The sequence below is a fragment of the Acidovorax carolinensis genome, assembly GCF_002157145.1.
Lineage (GTDB): Bacteria > Pseudomonadota > Gammaproteobacteria > Burkholderiales > Burkholderiaceae_C > Acidovorax > Acidovorax carolinensis.
Genome location: NZ_CP021361.1, coordinates 1,588,041 through 1,603,548, shown reverse-complemented (window position 1 = coordinate 1,603,548; position 15,508 = coordinate 1,588,041). Strand labels below are relative to the sequence as shown.

At 62.9% G+C, this 15,508-nt stretch carries 16 protein-coding genes; 2 read left to right on the top strand and 14 right to left on the bottom strand.

Features of this window, described 5'->3' with window-relative positions; all coding sequences use genetic code 11:
- Positions 1-17 precede the first annotated feature (17 nt).
- The 9 genes from CBP34_RS07560 to CBP34_RS07520 all read right to left on the bottom strand — a co-directional run bounded on the left by CBP34_RS07560 (position 18) and on the right by CBP34_RS07520 (position 8,048).
- Positions 18-311 carry a hypothetical protein gene (locus tag CBP34_RS07560; RefSeq protein ID WP_094097676.1) on the bottom strand — a complete coding sequence of 98 codons (294 nt, stop codon included), beginning with the start codon at positions 309-311 and terminating at the stop codon, positions 18-20.
- Between the two features lie 59 nt (positions 312-370).
- Complete coding sequence (locus CBP34_RS07555; protein WP_086927072.1) at positions 371-643, bottom strand: FixH family protein; 273 nt, start codon at positions 641-643, stop codon at positions 371-373.
- A gap of 66 nt (positions 644-709) precedes the next feature.
- Entirely contained in the window at positions 710-2,155 is a 1,446-nt protein-coding gene (ccoG, locus tag CBP34_RS07550) for a cytochrome c oxidase accessory protein CcoG (protein ID WP_094097675.1), read from the bottom strand.
- A gap of 76 nt (positions 2,156-2,231) precedes the next feature.
- Positions 2,232-3,146, bottom strand: a complete 915-nt coding sequence (ccoP, locus tag CBP34_RS07545; RefSeq protein ID WP_086912026.1) for a cytochrome-c oxidase, cbb3-type subunit III — start codon at positions 3,144-3,146, stop codon at positions 2,232-2,234.
- A 24-nt stretch (positions 3,147-3,170) separates the two neighbouring features.
- Complete coding sequence (locus tag CBP34_RS07540; protein WP_026435691.1) at positions 3,171-3,308, bottom strand: cbb3-type cytochrome oxidase subunit 3; 138 nt, start codon at positions 3,306-3,308, stop codon at positions 3,171-3,173.
- Between the two features lie 12 nt (positions 3,309-3,320).
- Positions 3,321-3,953 carry a cytochrome-c oxidase, cbb3-type subunit II gene (ccoO, locus tag CBP34_RS07535; protein WP_086912025.1) on the bottom strand — a complete coding sequence of 211 codons (633 nt, stop codon included), beginning with the start codon at positions 3,951-3,953 and terminating at the stop codon, positions 3,321-3,323.
- A gap of 18 nt (positions 3,954-3,971) precedes the next feature.
- The gene (ccoN, locus tag CBP34_RS07530) at positions 3,972-5,411 is read right to left on the bottom strand and encodes a cytochrome-c oxidase, cbb3-type subunit I (protein WP_086927070.1); all 1,440 of its coding nucleotides are present in this window, start codon (positions 5,409-5,411) and stop codon (positions 3,972-3,974) included.
- Between the two features lie 64 nt (positions 5,412-5,475).
- Positions 5,476-5,613 (bottom strand): cbb3-type cytochrome oxidase assembly protein CcoS, encoded by a 138-nt coding sequence (ccoS, locus tag CBP34_RS07525; protein WP_086912023.1) that lies wholly within the window; start codon positions 5,611-5,613, stop codon positions 5,476-5,478.
- Positions 5,613-8,048 (bottom strand): heavy metal translocating P-type ATPase, encoded by a 2,436-nt coding sequence (locus CBP34_RS07520; RefSeq protein ID WP_094097674.1) that lies wholly within the window; start codon positions 8,046-8,048, stop codon positions 5,613-5,615. The genes ccoS and CBP34_RS07520 overlap by 1 nt, the downstream gene beginning before the upstream one ends.
- A 104-nt stretch (positions 8,049-8,152) precedes the next feature.
- Between CBP34_RS07520 and CBP34_RS07515 the strand changes: the two genes are divergently transcribed.
- Positions 8,153-8,596, top strand: coding sequence for a universal stress protein (locus CBP34_RS07515; protein ID WP_026435695.1), 444 nt, complete (start codon positions 8,153-8,155; stop codon positions 8,594-8,596).
- Between the two features lie 107 nt (positions 8,597-8,703).
- Here CBP34_RS07515 and CBP34_RS07510 read toward each other — a convergent pair whose 3' ends face one another.
- The 5 genes from CBP34_RS07510 to CBP34_RS07490 are packed head-to-tail and all read right to left on the bottom strand — an operon-like array spanning position 8,704 to position 14,327.
- Positions 8,704-10,290, bottom strand: coding sequence for a malonate--CoA ligase (locus CBP34_RS07510; protein ID WP_086927068.1), 1,587 nt, complete (start codon positions 10,288-10,290; stop codon positions 8,704-8,706).
- Between the two features lie 6 nt (positions 10,291-10,296).
- On the bottom strand, positions 10,297-11,115 hold the full coding sequence (locus tag CBP34_RS07505; RefSeq protein ID WP_086927067.1) for an enoyl-CoA hydratase/isomerase family protein: 819 nt from the start codon (positions 11,113-11,115) through the stop codon (positions 10,297-10,299).
- A gap of 16 nt (positions 11,116-11,131) precedes the next feature.
- Positions 11,132-12,124: a Bug family tripartite tricarboxylate transporter substrate binding protein gene (locus CBP34_RS07500; RefSeq protein ID WP_094097673.1), complete on the bottom strand. Its 993-nt coding sequence runs from the start codon at positions 12,122-12,124 to the stop codon at positions 11,132-11,134.
- A gap of 56 nt (positions 12,125-12,180) precedes the next feature.
- Positions 12,181-13,662: a malonyl-CoA decarboxylase gene (locus CBP34_RS07495; protein WP_094097672.1), complete on the bottom strand. Its 1,482-nt coding sequence runs from the start codon at positions 13,660-13,662 to the stop codon at positions 12,181-12,183.
- The gene (locus tag CBP34_RS07490) at positions 13,659-14,327 is read right to left on the bottom strand and encodes a GntR family transcriptional regulator (protein WP_094097671.1); all 669 of its coding nucleotides are present in this window, start codon (positions 14,325-14,327) and stop codon (positions 13,659-13,661) included. The genes CBP34_RS07495 and CBP34_RS07490 overlap by 4 nt, the downstream gene beginning before the upstream one ends.
- 361 nt (positions 14,328-14,688) lie before the next feature.
- Here CBP34_RS07490 and CBP34_RS07485 point away from each other — a divergent pair, with 361 nt between their 5' ends.
- The gene (locus CBP34_RS07485) at positions 14,689-15,507 is read left to right on the top strand and encodes a plasmid replication/partition related protein (RefSeq protein WP_094097670.1); all 819 of its coding nucleotides are present in this window, start codon (positions 14,689-14,691) and stop codon (positions 15,505-15,507) included.
- Position 15,508 lies beyond the last annotated feature (1 nt).

Here is a 15,508-nt window from a genome sequence, read left to right as displayed (position 1 = left end):
ATACAGAAATGTGCCTCTTAGGGGCACGATGAAGCCTTGTGACAATCATCCGGGCGTGCCTGCGGGGCCACAGGGCAGCGGTTGAGTTCAAAGGGTGACATAGACAGCAGGGTCGTCAGCGCGCTGGCAACCATGGTAATGATCCAGAAAACAAAGAACGCAAGGGTATAAACGCCCTGGCGCGACAGCGTCAACGGCTGACCAAACCAATGCAGATCCTGCGGATCCACCATGGCGAAAACCAGCATTTCCAGAACGCCTGCTACCAAAAAGGCAGGCCATGCAATCCACATCAGGCGTTGCGTCCACATTGTGTTGTCTCCTAAGGTTTTGCTGAGGGGATTTGCCTACACCAGGCTAGCATCAAAGCTCAGCGAGGTTGATCCCCAGCAGGTGTCGCCGCGTGGTTACGGGCCTTGACTGCGGGAGCCAAACTTTTTTCAGGCTGCGCGAGCGTCTGGTTGATCTCAATTCCCTTGCGGTAATAGTCTTCCTCTACGACGGGGTCAGGCCGACTGACAGCCAGCCACAGCGTGACAAAGCCGGCGATCACCACAATGACCGGCCCGGCAATCACCAGCCAGACATGACCAAATCTCCACCAGGGCTGCGATTTAGGAGTAACAACGGGGCTGGATGACATAAAAATTTCTCAGCTTGTCAGCAATACAGTTCGCAAGACGCCCTGGAGCCATTAAGCGACCTTCACCTAACGTGGCACCAGGAAAATGGATTTCTCGGTAACTTTGCCACCGCTTTCCGGTGCCGAAATATCGAAATGAATCGTGTGAGAGCCCGGAGCGGCCGATCCATAGGGTATCTGGAGCCGCACAGCCACCCAGCGGGATTCTGCGGCACCAATTTCAATCTCCCGCTCCGATGCCACTTCAAGGCCATCGAGCCCGCTCGCTGCAATGCGATAGCGCTGCGCAGCCTCTGTGGCATTCATGATCTGCAACCGATACACGTTTTCGAGCTTACCGCCCGCAACAATGCGGGACAAGGCAGCACGGTCACGCACTATATCGACCTTCAAGGGGGTGCGTGTTGCCAGGCTGGCCAACATGCCCACACACAAGGCAATCAGAACCGCGGTGTAGATGAGCACGCGAGGACGCAAGACATGTCGCAAAATTTGCGACTGACTCCAGCGATGCAGGACACCATTTTGGGTCGAATAACGGATCAACCCCCTGGGGTAATGCATCTTGTCCATCACGGTGTTGCATGCATCCACACAAAGACCGCAGCCGATGCATTCATACTGCAGGCCCTTGCGGATGTCGATGCCCACGGGACAAACCTGAACACACAAGGTGCAATCGATGCAATCGCCCAAGCCCTTGGCCTTGTAGTCCACGGTCTTGACTCGTGGACCACGCGGCTCGCCACGGGCTTCGTCGTAGGTGACGATGAGCGTGTCCCGATCGAACATTGCGCTCTGGAAACGGGCGTAGGGACACATGTATTTGCACACCTGTTCCCGCATGAAGCCGGCATTGCCGTAGGTGGCGAATCCGTAGAAAAACACCCAGAAAATCTGCCAGCCGCCGGAAAAAGCCAACAGCTCAGGACCCAGCTCCCGAATCGGCACAAAATAACCGACAAAGGTAAAACCGGTCCAAAGTGCCACTGCCACCCACACGGCCTGCTTCAAGAACTTCTTGCGGATCTTTTCAAACGTCCAGGGGCTCGCATCCAGTCGCAGACGCGCACTGCGATCACCCTCGATCTTGTGCTCTATCCACATGAAAATCTCGGTATAGACCGTCTGTGGACACGCAAACCCGCACCACAACCGACCGGCAACCGCAGTGAACAGAAACAGCGAGAGCGCCGAGATAATCAGCAACCCCGTCAGGTAGATGAAATCCTGCGGATACAGAACCAATCCGAAAATATAAAACCGGCGGGCACCCAGATCAAACAGCACCATCTGGCGCTGGCCCCACTCAAGCCACGGCAACCCATAAAAAACGAGCTGCGTAAGAAACACCATGACCCAGCGCCAGCGCGCAAAGTACCCGCTGATCGACCGCGGATAAATCTTCTTTTGCGCTTCGTAGAGGGAAACGAATTCACCCTCTGCCGATGGCTCGGGTGTGGCCGCCGCAATGGGGATGACCTTGCGCGGAGGCCTGTCAGATGATGTCATGGTGCAGGCGGTGGAGGCAGAAAAACGAACACTTCAGAGGGCGACCCCAGCGGGATGCGGCAGGGTCGCCCCGATTTCAGCGGGCTGCTACGGGCTTGTTGGACAAGCCCCATACATACGATGCCAACACGCCGATCTGCGCGTCGGTCAACTTGTCGGCTTGCGCAGGCATCTGGTTCACCTTGCCATTGTTGATCATGGCGGTAATGGCCGCTTCGCCCCAACCGTGCAACCAGATGTCGTCCGTGAGGTTGGGCGCGCCCAGCGCCTGGTTGCCCTTGCCGTCCATGCCGTGGCAGGCGGCGCATGAGACGAACTTGGACTTGCCCAGCGATGCCCGCAAAGAATCATGCGGACTGCCCGACAGGCTCAGCACGTAATGCGACAGATTGCGCACATCTTCCGGCGAACCCACTGCGGCAGCCATGGGAGGCATGTTGCCGATGCGCCCCTTTTCCAGCGTTTCGCGGATTTTCTCGGGGGTGCCGCCATGCAGCCAGTCGGTGTCTGCCAGGTTGGGGAATCCCTTGCTGCCGCGCGCATCCGAACCGTGGCACTGGGCGCAGTTGTTCATGAACAGGCGCTCGCCAATGGCATGGGCTTGCGGGTCGACCGCGACGTCTTCCGGCTTCATCGACGCGAAGCGTGCATACAGTGGTTCGATTTCCGTCTTGGCCTTGGCCATTTCGGCCTCGTATTCACCCTTTTGCGTCCAGTTCAACTTGCCCGTGAAGGTGCCAAGACCGGGGTAGGCAGCCAGATAGCCCAGACCGAAGATGATGGTGATGACGAACAGCCACACCCACCAGCGCGGCAGGGGGTTGTTCATTTCGACCAGGTCCTCGTCCCAAACGTGGCCGGTGGTGTTGTCGGATGTGGCCATCACCTTCTTGCGGCCTGCCATCCAAAGCAGGATGCCGCAGGCGATGATGCCGACCAGGGTCAGCGTGGTCACAAAGACCGACCAGAAATTGCTGGTGAAGTCACTCATGGGGTGTTCTCGTTCTGGTAAAGGTCAATCTTGCTCGAAAGGCAGCCGGGCTGCCTCATCAAACCGGGACTTGTTGCGGCCCCTGTAGGCCCAAACCCAGATGCCAATAAAGCAGGCCATCGATGCCAAAGTGGCGACGATGCGCATGGTCGTGATGTCCATGGCAAATCTCCTTTATTTGAGCGCGCGGCCCATGACTTGAAGGTACGCAACCAGGGCATCCAGCTCGGTCTTGCCCTTGACGTCGGCGGCAGACGCTGCGATCTGCTCGTCGGTGTAAGGTACGCCGACAGTCCGCAAAGCCTTCATGCGTGGAGCCACATCCGCCGGATCAATGGCGTTCTTCTCGAGCCACGGATACGCGGGCATATTGGACTCTGGCACCACGTCACGCGGATTGTTCAAATGGATGCGATGCCATTCATCGCTGTACTTGCCACCCACGCGATGCAGATCGGGGCCCGTGCGCTTGCTGCCCCACTGGAAGGGGTGGTCATAGACAAACTCGCCAGCCACCGAGTAGTGGCCATAGCGCAGGGTTTCGGCGCGGAACGGACGGATCATCTGCGAGTGGCAGTTGTAGCAACCCTCGCGGATATAGATGTCGCGGCCCACCAGTTGCATGGAGCTATAGGGCTCCACGCCCTTGACCGCCTCGGTCGTGGACTTCTGGAAGAAAAGGGGCACGATTTCCACCAGACCGCCAATGGCGATCACCAGCAGAATCAGCACGATCATCAGGAAGTTATTGGTTTCCACCTTCTCGTGGGTGAAGCCGCCAGAAGCATTTTGGTTGTTGTCAGACATGAATAGGCTCCTTGGGGCTCAGGCGTGGGCAGCGTTCACGGCGGGGATGGCCACCTTGACAGAACGACCCGAAATAGCGGTTGCCCACACGTTCCAGGCCATGATGATCATGCCGCCCAGATACAGCAGACCGCCGGCCACACGGATTACATAGAACGGATAGGTGGCCTTGACGCTTTCGACGAAGGTATAGGTCAAGGTGCCATCCGCATTGATGGCACGCCACATCAGGCCCTGCATCACGCCGGCAATCCACATCGCGGCGATATACAGCACGATGCCGATGGTGGCCATCCAGAAGTGCAGCTCAATCGCCTTGATGGAATGCATCTTTTCCCGGCCAAACAGACGAGGAACCAGGTAGTAGAGCGAGCCCATCGTGATCAACCCCACCCAGCCCAAGGCACCGGAATGCACATGGCCTACGGTCCAGTCGGTGTAGTGGCTCAAGGCGTTGACGGTCTTGATGGACATCATCGGGCCTTCGAACGTGGACATGCCGTAGAACGAAAGCGACACGATCAGGAAACGCAGGATGGGGTCGTCACGCAATTTGTGCCATGCGCCCGACAGGGTCATGATCCCGTTGATCATGCCGCCCCAGCTGGGGGCCAACAAGATGAGAGAGAACACCATGCCCACCGATTGCGTCCAGTCTGGCAGCGCGGTGTAGTGCAGGTGGTGTGGGCCTGCCCACATGTAGGTGAAGATCAGCGCCCAGAAGTGGACGATGGACAGGCGGTAGCTGTAAACCGGACGGCCCGCCTGCTTGGGGATGAAGTAGTACATCATGCCCAGGAAGCCCGTGGTGAGGAAGAAGCCCACGGCATTGTGGCCGTACCACCATTGCACCATCGCATCCTGAACGCCCGCATAGGCCGAATAGCTCTTCATGAAGCCGGCAGGAATGGATGCACTGTTGACGATGTGCAGCAAGGCCACCGCCAGAATGAAGGCACCGAAGAACCAGTTGGCCACATAGATGTGCTTGACCTTGCGCGTACCCACGGTGCCAAAAAACACGATGGCATAGGACACCCAGGTCACCGCAATCAGGATGTCAATCGGCCATTCCAGCTCAGCATATTCCTTGCCCTGGGTGTAGCCCAGGGGCAAGCTGATCGCCGCCGCCACAATGACCAGTTGCCAGGCCCAGAACGTGAACGCAGCCAGCGAAGGCGCGAACAGGCGCGTCTGACAGGTACGCTGCACTACGTAATAGCTGGTGGCGAACAGTCCGCAACCACCAAACGCAAAGATCACCGCGTTGGTGTGCAGCGGACGCAAGCGCCCGTAGCTCAGCCAGGGAATGCCGAAATTGAGTTCTGGCCAAGCCAACTGGGCGGCGATGAATACGCCCACCAGCATGCCAACCACCCCCCATACCACGGCCATGATAGAAAACTGACGCACAACCGTGTCGCTGTAGTGCGCAGTCATTGTTTTTGGAGAATCCATCGGGCACCTCGTTTTATTACCGGAATAGTTTTGTTCAAGTAGGGTTATTCAACATTGATGCATGTCAATCGTCCCGAAAAATGCGTTCGCCTTCTTGCTCCACACTCTCGAACTGGCCGTGGTAGATCGCCCACCACAGGCCCGCGAGAACCATCAGGACCAAGATGACGGACAAGGGGATCAGCAAATAAAGGATGTCCATCAGACCGGCTCCAGAGAAGATTGGGAAGCAGAGGTCATTGGGTCTGGGCCTTTCACGGGCTCTGGCTGGTTCGTTCCCGCCATGCCCGGCAGGGCGCGCGACAACCGGGCAGCGTTCAGCACCACCAGCAGCGAACTGAGTGCCATGCCCAGCCCCGCCAGCCAAGCCGGCATCCAGCCGACCAGTGCCAAGGGAACACACACCGCGTTGTATCCCGCAGCCCATCCCAGATTCTGCCTCACCACACGCAGGGTAAGGCGCGCCAGCAGCACAGATTGCGGAACCAGCGACAGGCTGCCGCCCAGCACCACAAAATCAGCGCGCGCCTGGGCCAGCGGCACCGCGCGGCCAAAGGCAAACGACACATTCGCCCCGGCCAGCACCGGGCCATCGTTCAGGCCATCGCCCACCATGGCCACATGGTGCCCCTTAGCCTGGAGCCGCTGCAGGGCGGCCAGCTTGTCCTGGGGGGTACATTCGCCCTGGGCCTGGGCTATGCCCGCCTGCGCCGCCACCCGCTGCACCGCACCCAGCCGGTCTCCCGACAGGATTTGCACGGAAACTCCCGCCTGCTGCAAGGCACGCACCACGTCGGGGGCCTCGGACCGCACGTCCTCGGTGACATCGAACCGAGCCAGCTCGGTGAATTGGCCATCGCTCCCCTGCCCCGAAAGCACCACCTGCAGCGCCTCTCCGCCGTCCTGCGCAGCCACGCCGGCATGGCGGGCCGAGCCCAGCCGCAGCAAACGCGGGGGAACAGCGTCCTGTGCGTCGTGTATTTCGGCAGTCAACCCCAGGCCGGCATCCTCGCGCAGAGCCGCGGCGCTCCAGCGCGCACTCGTCACTGGCGCCGCTTCCACAATGGCGCGGGAGGCAGGATGCATGGATTGCCGCGCCAGCGTAGCCGCCAGCGCCAAGGCATCGTCCCGGCTTAGCCCCGGCGCGCAGCGCACGGTCTGCACAGCCATGCCGTCGCGGGTGAGCGTGCCGGTCTTGTCGAACACCAGGGTATCCACGCTGGCCAGGGCCTCCAGCCCCTGCAGGTTGCGCACCAGCACGCCGTGGCGGGCCAGCGTGCCGGCCGCCGTCAGCATGGCCACCGGTGTAGCCAACGACAAGGCGCAGGGGCAGGTGACGATAAGCACGGCCACACCCACCATCAATGCGTGCCCCGGGTCGGACGGCCACCACCAGGCCACCGCCAATCCGGCCGCCAGCAGCACGGCCAGCAGAAACGGCCGTGCAATCCGATCCGCCAGCTGGGCCAGGCGCGGCTTTTGCAGCGAAGCGCTTTCCATCAGCGCCAAAATCTGGGCAAATCGGGTCTGGCCCCCAATGCCCTGCACCAGTACCTCCACCGGAGCCTGCAGGTTGTAGCTGCCCGCCGTCACCTGGCTGCCAAGGGGCCGCGCCACGGGCGTGGACTCCCCCGTGAGCAGGGCCTCGTCGACCTGGGTGCTGCCCCGCGTGATGCAGCCATCGGCAGGAAAAGCCTCGCCCGGCAGCACGCGAATGGTGTCCCCCACGGCCAGCCGGCGCGTGACCACGCGCGCAAAGGCACCGTCGGCCCTACGCCGCTCCACGCTGTCGGGCAGGCGGTTCATGACGGCCTCGAGGGCACCGGCCGTGCGGTCCCGCAGGCGCAGCTCCAGCCAGCGGCCCGTCAGCAGGAAAAAGACGAACATGGTCAGCGAGTCGTAATAGACCTCGCGGCCAAAGATCCCCGCAGGGTCAAATGTGCCGGCGGTGCTCACGACGAACGTGATGCCCATGCCCAGGGCCACCGGCAGGTCCATGCTGATGCGGCGCAGGCGGATGTCGCGCAGCGCGCTGGTAAAGAACGGGCCGCAGGCAAAGAACACCACAGGCAGCGTCAGCACCCAGGAAGCCCAGCGCAACAGCTGCTCCATTTCACCGGTCAGATCGCCCGGCTGCGCCACGTAGGCGGGCCACGCATACATCATGACCTGCATCATGCAAAAGCCCGCCACCAGCCAGCGCCACAGCGCCAGCCGGCTCTCGCGCAGGCGCTGCTCGCGCGCATGGGCATCCATCGCCGGCAAGGCCCGGTAACCCGCTTTCTGCACTGCGGCCATCCACTGCGACGGCAGCACCTGACTCGGCCGCCACACCACACGGGCGCGGTGCGTGGCGGCGCTCACATCCACCTGCTCCACACCGGGAACCGCGCGCAGCGCGTCTTCGATGGTGAGGGCACAGGCGGTGCAATGCATGCCCTCCAGCACCACGTTCGACTCCCACACCGCACCGGGCGAGACGGGGGCAAGCACCCCAGGAGCATCCTGCGCGGCCACCGCATCCTGGGCACCACTGCCCGCCGGCCGGCGCAGGCGCCCGAACGCGGACCACTCCTGCGGGTCATCCAGCAGCACATGGGCCGCCATATCTGGCAAAGTGGAGGAGTTCGTGGACATGGTTCGAGCCTACAGACGAAGCATGACACGTACATTGACATGGATCAAGCCGCAAACCATGGTCCTCTTTAAGCTCTAACAATCCCAATTTCGAGGAGTCAAGCATGTACAAACGCATTCTGGTTGCCACAGATGGTTCAGCACTTTCCAACAAGGCGGTTGAAACCGGCCTTTCGCTGGCCGCATTGTCGGGCGCCACGGTGGTGGCACTGAAGGTGGTTCCACGTTACCCGCGCAGCTATTTCGAAGGCGGCATGCCGGTGGACATGATTGACGTGAAGCGCATCGAGCAGCAATGGGGCGACGCGGCCCAGGCACTCGTGGACAAGGTGAAGGCCCAGGGCAGCGCCGAAGGCGTGACGGTCAAGGCCGTGGTGGCCAAGTCCGACCTGGTGGCCGAAGCCGTGATCTCTGCCGCCAAGAAACACAAGTGCGACCTGATCGTCATGGCCTCGCACGGCCGCAAGGGCATCAAGCGCCTGTTGCTGGGCAGCGAAACGCAGCATGTGCTCACGCACTCGCACATTCCGGTGCTGGTGCTGCGTTAAGCACAGAATATGCCGCTAGCGCTTATACAAAAAGCGCCATCAGCTATTAAAAATGAAGCAAAACGGGGCCCTTGAGGCCCCGTTTTCCATGAACGGCGGACCGACGCTCAGGCAAACAGCCCCTTGTGCTGCTCGCGCAGCAGGTTCTTTTGCACCTTGCCCATGGTGTTGCGCGGCAGCTCGGTTGCCACAAAGCAGCGCTTGGGAATCTTGAAATTGGCCAGCTGCGACTTGAGCTGCGCCACGATGGCCTCGCCATCGAGCTTTGCGTCCGGCTTGGCGATGACGACTGCCACGCCCACCTCGCCAAAATCGGGATGCGGCACACCCACCACCGCGCTTTCGGCCACGCCCGGCATGTCGTTGATGGCGCTCTCGATCTCTGCGGGATAGACGTTGTAGCCGCCGCTGATGATGAGGTCCTTGCTGCGCCCCACGATGCTCACATAACCACGCTCGTCCACCTTGCCCACATCGCCCGTCTTGAACCAGCCGTCCTGGGTGAACTCTTCGGCCGTCTTCTCGGGCATGCGCCAATAGCCCTTGAACACGTTGGGGCCCTGCACCTGGATGTTGCCAATCTCGCCCACCGGCAAGGCCTTGCCCGCGTCATCGACCACGCGCAAGCCCACCCCCGGCAGCGGAAAGCCCACGGTGCTGCCGCGCCGCTCGCTCTGGCCACCGTGGCGCGCGTCGGCACTGTACGGGTTGGACGTGAGCATGATCGTCTCGCTCATGCCGTAGCGCTCCAAAATGGTGTGGCCGGTACGCTCGCGCCAGGCATTGAAGGTCTCGATCAGCAACGGCGCCGAGCCTGCGATGAACAGGCGCATGTTCTTCGTGGCGTCCTTGTTCAGTCCTGCCTCGGCCAGCAGCCGCACATACAGCGTGGGCACGCCCATGAACACGGTGGCGCGCGGCATGGCCGCCAGCACGGCCTTGGGGTCGAACTTCGCCATCCAGATCATCTTGCTGCCGTTGAGCAGCGCGGCGTGGATGGCCACGAACAGGCCGTGCACATGGAAGATGGGCAGCGCGTGGATGAGCACGTCGCCGCGGCCGTCAGGCCCTCCGGTAGCCGTCCAGCCCCAGTAGTCCTTCAGCGTCACGGCGTTGCTCAGCAGGTTGCCGTGCGTCAGCATGGCCCCCTTGCTGCGGCCCGTGGTGCCACTGGTGTAGAGGATGGCGGCAAGGTCATCCACCTGCTTGACCACAGGCTGGTGATCGTCGGCCTGGTGCGCGGCGCGCTCAAGCAGGCTGCCCGTGCGGTCGTCGCCCAGCGTGAACACATGCTGCGTGCCGGCCTTGAAGGCAATCTTGGAAACCCAGCCGAAGTTGCCGGGCGTGCATACCACCACGGCGGGCTCGGCATTGCCGACAAAGTATTCGATCTCGCCGCTCTGGTAGGCCGTGTTGAGCGGCAAAAACACATAGCCCGCGCGCAGCGTGGCCAGATACAGCAGCATGGCCTCGACCGATTTTTCCACCTGCACCGCGATGCGGCTGCCCTCTGGCAGCTTGAGCGAAGCGAGCAGATTGGCGATGCGGGCACTGGCATGGTCGAGGTCGCGCCAGGTATAGAGCAGCGGTTCGCCCTGGGGCGAGGTGGTTTCTACAGCGATCTGGTCCAGATCGCGGGGAAAAGCGGCGCGCAGGGCGCAAAACAGGTTGGCGTTGTGGTTTGGTTGTTTCATGGCGAGTCAGAAAACAGGGGGACGTTTGGCCAGGAAGGCCGCGATGCCTTCGTGGTGCTCGGCACTGTCGGCATAGGCGTAGGGGTCGGGCGTGCCGTTTACTATGTTTTCAATAGCTGCTTGCGCTTTACCATAGGGCGTTACAGGCGATTTCAATGCCCGAAATGTCTGTTTGTTCATGCGTGCGGCTTGTGGTGCCAGGGCGGCCACGCGGCAGGCCGTGCCCAGGGCATCGGCGGCCAGCAGGGCCGGCTCGGTGACGCGGCTCAGAAATCCACGCGCCAGCATGTCGGACGCAGAAAAGGTGGCGGCCTCCAGCAGCATCTGGCGCGCTGTGACATCGCCCACCGCACCCGCCACCAGCTGCGCTTCCCGCGGCGCCATGGGAAAGCCCAGCCGGGCGATGGGGGCGCCAAAGCGCGCGCTGGTGCCCGCAATGCGGATATCGCAGCAGCTGGCAATCTCCACGCCAGCGCCCATGCAGGCGCCGTCGATGCGCGCCACGATGGGCACATCGCACTGGAGCATGGCCTGCAGGCCACCCCAGACGTCGTTCTCGTGGAAGTCGCGCAACGCCGCAGCATCAAAACGGAATGCCGGGTATTCCGAAATGTCACCGCCGGCGCAGAAGGCACCATCTGCACCTTCAATCAGCACGCAGCGCGCATCAGGATTGCGCTGAATGCTCTCAAAAACAGAGCGAAGCTGGCGCCACATGGCGCGCGACATCGCGTTGAGCCGGCCGGTGTGGCGCAGCGTGACCTGCACCACACCCGCATCGCCGGCCGCTCCTGCGGCCCGCGCCGCGACAACTTCCCCGGGCATGCAGTGCCTTTCTTATTCAGTCGAGCTTGGCGCCGGCGGCCTTTACCACCTGCGCCCAGCGCCGGACCTCAGAGCTGACGAATTTTGCAAACTGCGCCTGCGTCATGCCACCGTAGTCAGCACCGTTGCTGGCCCAGATGGCCTTGATTTCGTCCGCGGTGCCGATGCGGCGGATGTCTTCGATGATGCGCGCCTGCACATCGGCCGGCGTGCCCTTGGGCGCCCACAGGCCGTACCAGGTGGTGACGGTGTAGTCGGGCAGGCCCACCTCGGCGGCGCACGGCACATCGGGAAAGGCCGGGTTGCGCTGGCTGCCCGATACCATCAGCGCCTTGATGCGGCCGCTCTTGATGTGCGTGGCCGATGAACCCAGGCCGTCGAACATCATGTCCACGTTGCCGGCAATCAGGTCCTGCAGCGCCGGACCGGCACCGCGGTACGGAATGTGCGTGATGAACGTGCCCGTCTGCTGCTTGAACAGCTCGCCGGCCAGATGGTGCGAGGTGCCAGCGCCCGCCGAACCGTAGTTGAGCTTGGCGGGGTTGCGCTTGACGTGCTCCAGGAACTGCTGGAAGTTGCCGACCGGCACGGCCTTGGGGTTGACCACCAGCACCTGCGGCACATTGGCCAGCAGCGCCAGGGGGATGAAGTCTTTCTCGATGTCGTAGTCGAGCTTGGGGTACATCGATGGCGCGATCGCATGGTGCACCGCGCCCATGAACAGGGTGTAGCCATCGGGGGCACCCTTGGCCGCGTAGCTGGCGCCCACGGTGCCGCCCGCCCCGCCCCGGTTGTCAATCACCAGCGTCTTGCCCGTGACCTTGGAAAACTGCGCGGCCAGCGGTCGCGCAAAGGCGTCGGTGCCGCCGCCTGCGGGAAACGGCACCACCAAGTTCACCGGCTTGACTGGCCACGCTGCCTGCGCCCAGCTTCCGCCCGAAGCCATGGCCAGTCCCGTGGCAGCGGCCCCTGCGAGCAACGTGCGGCGTTGCATGCTGTGTTGTTTCATTTCGTCTCCTGTCGTCGTTGTAAAAGTGGAAAGAGAAAACGCCTGCGTGTTGCCCATCAACCGCGGCACAGGCTGTCGATGTCCCCCGACATCGGTACCTTGCCTTGCGCCAGCATGCCGCGGTGCTTGTCGATGCGTTTGAGGTCGTACAGATAGTTCACCATCAGGCCATACGATTGTTTCATTCCCTTGGCCGAAGGGTCGCCGGCCCAGTTGAGGCGTTCGACACGGGCGCCGTTGCCCAGGTGAAAACGCGCCACCGCATCCACGGGCTTGCCGTCCTGCAATTCGCGGCCCAGATAGTAAGCGGCACATTCCACCAAGGCCTGGCGCACGGGCGAGCGCGCATCAAGCTCCAATGCCTTGTCCGCTGCGGCAAGCAGGTGCGCGGCCAGTGGCGGCTCGGCACCCACAGCACGACCCAGTTCGGCGCGGCGCTTGTCGTCCAGGCGCTGCAGCATGGCCCCGGCGTTCTTGCCCAGCCAGGCCCGAAAGCCCGGAATCGGCGACAGCGTGGCAAAGGTGCGCAGGCGCGGAAACTCGGCCGTCAGCGTTTCCACCACATGCTTGATGAGCGAATCGCCAAAGCTCACGCCGCGCAGCCCTGGCTGCGTGTTGCTGATCGAATAGAAGATGGCGGTGGTGGCTTTTTTCAGGTCGGCCGGTGCCGCCGCCTCGTCCAGCAGCGGCGTGATGCTGCTGGATATGCGGTCCACCAATGCCACTTCCACAAAAATCAGCGGCTCGTTGGGCAGGCGCGGGTGAAAAAAACCATAGCAACGGCGGTCACTATCGAGCCGGTTCTTCAGGTCAGCCCAGCTGCGGATGTCGTGCACGGCCTCGTACTTGATGAGCTTCTCGATCAGCGAGGCTGGCGAGTCCCACGACAGGCGCCTCAGTTCCAGAAAAGCGACGTCAAACCAGGTGGAGAACAGGTGTTCCAGGTCGGCGTCCAGGGCCACCAGGCGCTTGTCGGATTTGAGCTGGGGCAGCAGCTCGGCGCGCAGGTCCACCAGGAAGCGCATGCCCTCGGGGAACACCGCAAAGCGCTGCATCAGCCGCGTGCGCGGCGACACCAGTGACCGGCGCAGGCTGATTTCGGCCTGCATTTCGTCGGCCGTGCCGGCGGCGGCTTCGTAGCGCTGGCGTGCCGACTGAAAGCGCGTGGCATCGGGCGCGAACTGCTCGCACAGCAGCAGCCACATGTCGCGCCGCTCTTCGGGCTCTGCCTGGCTATACCACGCGGCCACAGCCTGGGCGCGGCGTCCGCCCTCGAGCTCGCTGACTTGCGGGGCCACCACTTCCTGCAGATCGGCCAGCAGGCGGCGCAGGGCGCGCGGCGACAGGGACTCGTTGCCGCGCCGCAGCGTGGCCTGCAGTCGCTCATGGGTGGAGCGCGGCACGGGCGCCTTGGCGGCGCCATTGGGGGCCTGCTTGTCGGGTGCGGCTTTGGGCGCCTTGGTCGCCTTGTCGGCGGAGGCTGCGCCGGAACGCAGTCGCGAGACACTGCGGGTAATCCATTCGGTGGTGTTGGTCATGGGTTCAACCTGGATTGCTGATTGCGGGCCACGTCACGCAGCGCTTCGCGCTGGTGCAGCAGATGGGTGCGCATGGCCGATTCGGCGGCGTCGCTGTCGCGGCGCTTGAGGGCGTCAAACACCGCCAGGTGCTCTGCCAGGCTTTGCTGCAGGCGACCCGGCGCATGCAACTGCTGCAAGCGGGCCAGGCGCAATATCTTGCGCAAATCACCGATCACCTGGGCCAGCCAGCGGTTGTTCGCCAGCGTGATGAAGGCCTCGTGGATGGCGTGATTGGCCACGTAGTAGTCGGTAATGCGCCCCTCGGCAGCGCACTGCTGCAGGCGCAGGTGCAGCACCTCCAGCGCCGCCACATCGGCATCGCCTGCCCGGCAGGTGGCCTCATGCGCAGCGCGGCCCTCCAGCAGCGCGATCACGGGGAAGATTTCGTCCAGATCGCGCTCGGTGACCTCGGCCACAAAGCAGCCGCGGCGCGGCTCGTGGCGCAGCAAGCCTTCGGCCACCAGCACCTTGAGCGCCTCGCGCAGCGGGGTGCGCGATATGGCCAGCCGCTCGCACAGGGCGGCCTCGTCCAGGAAACTGCCCGGCGGCAACGATCCCGCAAAAATCTGCTCGCGCAGCCGCGATGCGGCTTCGTCGTGCAGGGAATTGGGAACGGTGCGCATGGCGGGCAAAGGCTCCTGGGTTGGCCGGAGCACCTGCGGGTGGCACACACCTCAGCAGGAGCCCAGCGTCTTATCGTCTCGCAACCCCATCAAACATGACCTCAACGCGGTGCATTAGACGTAATTTCTCGTAATTATTGGAAATGACACGCCAAAAGTACATCAGGGCTTACCAGCAGGCTCCATCAAGGTCGCCAGCCGATGCGCCAAAGCAACATGGCGACCCGCAGTGTGATGTGGGGCACCTTGCCAGCTTGCCGTTTTGTCTGCCCACCTGGCCGGCTCGCAGGCCACCCTTGCCGGTGAGGCGCACCGTGCACCTACAATGCCGCCCCTGCCCTGCTCCCCCACATCGCGATCCATGAACATCGTCATCAACGAAGACCTCAAAGCCTATATCGACCCCCTGACCCCGGAGGAGCATGAATCCCTGGAGCGCAGCCTGCTGGCCGAGGGATGCCGCGACGCCCTGGTGCTGTGGGGCGATGTGCTGGTGGACGGGCACAACCGCTATGGCATCTGCCAAAAGCATGGCCTGCAGTTCCAGACGGTACAGAACACGCGCTTTCAGTCGATGGAAGACGTACACCTGTGGATGATTGACCAGCACCTGGGCCGGCGCAGCGTTTCGGACTTTCAGCGCGGCGTGCTGGCACTGCGCAAACGCGAGATCGTGGCCGAGCGGCGCGCCGCTGCCCTGGCAGCCGCCGGCCCTGCGCCAACGCCCACCAAGCACGACGAAACGGCAGGCAACGCCGAGCCACAGGCCCCCGCTACCCTGGAGCTGGCGCCCGCCCCCCTGAACAGCCGCGAAGCCATTGCCCGGGCTGCGCGATTGAGCAGCAGCCAGGTGGTGATGATCGAGAAAATCCGCAAGCAGGCGGCCCCCGAACTGGTGGCGGCGGTCAAGTCCGGCACCATCTCGCTCAATGCCGCCGCCGCCGTGGCCAGCCTGCCGGCCGAAGAGCAGGTGGCGGCAGCCATCGCCGGCAAGGACGAACTCAAGCAGGCGGCCAAGCGCGTGCGTGACGCCAAGCGAAAGCCGCGCGAAGAAACAGTGGCGCCAGCGGGTGACGCGGAACCTGACACGGTGGCCGCCCTGCAGCAACGCGTGGCCGAGCTGACGGCCGAGAACGCCGCCCTGCGCCAGCAGGTGGCCGAACTCAGCGCGCGGCAGTAAC

Bases quoted from the DNA above. Each gene is read 5' to 3' on its own strand.
- CBP34_RS07560 (WP_094097676.1), bottom strand. From the start codon at position 311: ATGTGGACGCAACGCCTGATGTGGATTGCATGGCCTGCCTTTTTGGTA.
- CBP34_RS07515 (WP_026435695.1), top strand. From the start codon at position 8,153: ATGTACAAACGCATTCTGGTTGCCACAGATGGTTCAGCACTTTCCAAC.
- CBP34_RS07490 (WP_094097671.1), bottom strand. From the start codon at position 14,327: ATGCGCACCGTTCCCAATTCCCTGCACGACGAAGCCGCATCGCGGCTG.
- CBP34_RS07495 (WP_094097672.1), bottom strand. From the start codon at position 13,662: ATGACCAACACCACCGAATGGATTACCCGCAGTGTCTCGCGACTGCGT.
- CBP34_RS07540 (WP_026435691.1), bottom strand. From the start codon at position 3,308: ATGGACATCACGACCATGCGCATCGTCGCCACTTTGGCATCGATGGCC.
- CBP34_RS07510 (WP_086927068.1), bottom strand. From the start codon at position 10,290: ATGAAACAACCAAACCACAACGCCAACCTGTTTTGCGCCCTGCGCGCC.
- ccoO (WP_086912025.1), bottom strand. From the start codon at position 3,953: ATGTCTGACAACAACCAAAATGCTTCTGGCGGCTTCACCCACGAGAAG.
- ccoN (WP_086927070.1), bottom strand. From the start codon at position 5,411: ATGGATTCTCCAAAAACAATGACTGCGCACTACAGCGACACGGTTGTG.
- CBP34_RS07485 (WP_094097670.1), top strand. From the start codon at position 14,689: ATGAACATCGTCATCAACGAAGACCTCAAAGCCTATATCGACCCCCTG.
- ccoS (WP_086912023.1), bottom strand. From the start codon at position 5,613: ATGGACATCCTTTATTTGCTGATCCCCTTGTCCGTCATCTTGGTCCTG.
- CBP34_RS07555 (WP_086927072.1), bottom strand. From the start codon at position 643: ATGTCATCCAGCCCCGTTGTTACTCCTAAATCGCAGCCCTGGTGGAGA.
- CBP34_RS07500 (WP_094097673.1), bottom strand. From the start codon at position 12,124: ATGAAACAACACAGCATGCAACGCCGCACGTTGCTCGCAGGGGCCGCT.
- CBP34_RS07505 (WP_086927067.1), bottom strand. From the start codon at position 11,115: ATGCCCGGGGAAGTTGTCGCGGCGCGGGCCGCAGGAGCGGCCGGCGAT.
- ccoP (WP_086912026.1), bottom strand. From the start codon at position 3,146: ATGAGTGACTTCACCAGCAATTTCTGGTCGGTCTTTGTGACCACGCTG.
- ccoG (WP_094097675.1), bottom strand. From the start codon at position 2,155: ATGACATCATCTGACAGGCCTCCGCGCAAGGTCATCCCCATTGCGGCG.
- CBP34_RS07520 (WP_094097674.1), bottom strand. From the start codon at position 8,048: ATGTCCACGAACTCCTCCACTTTGCCAGATATGGCGGCCCATGTGCTG.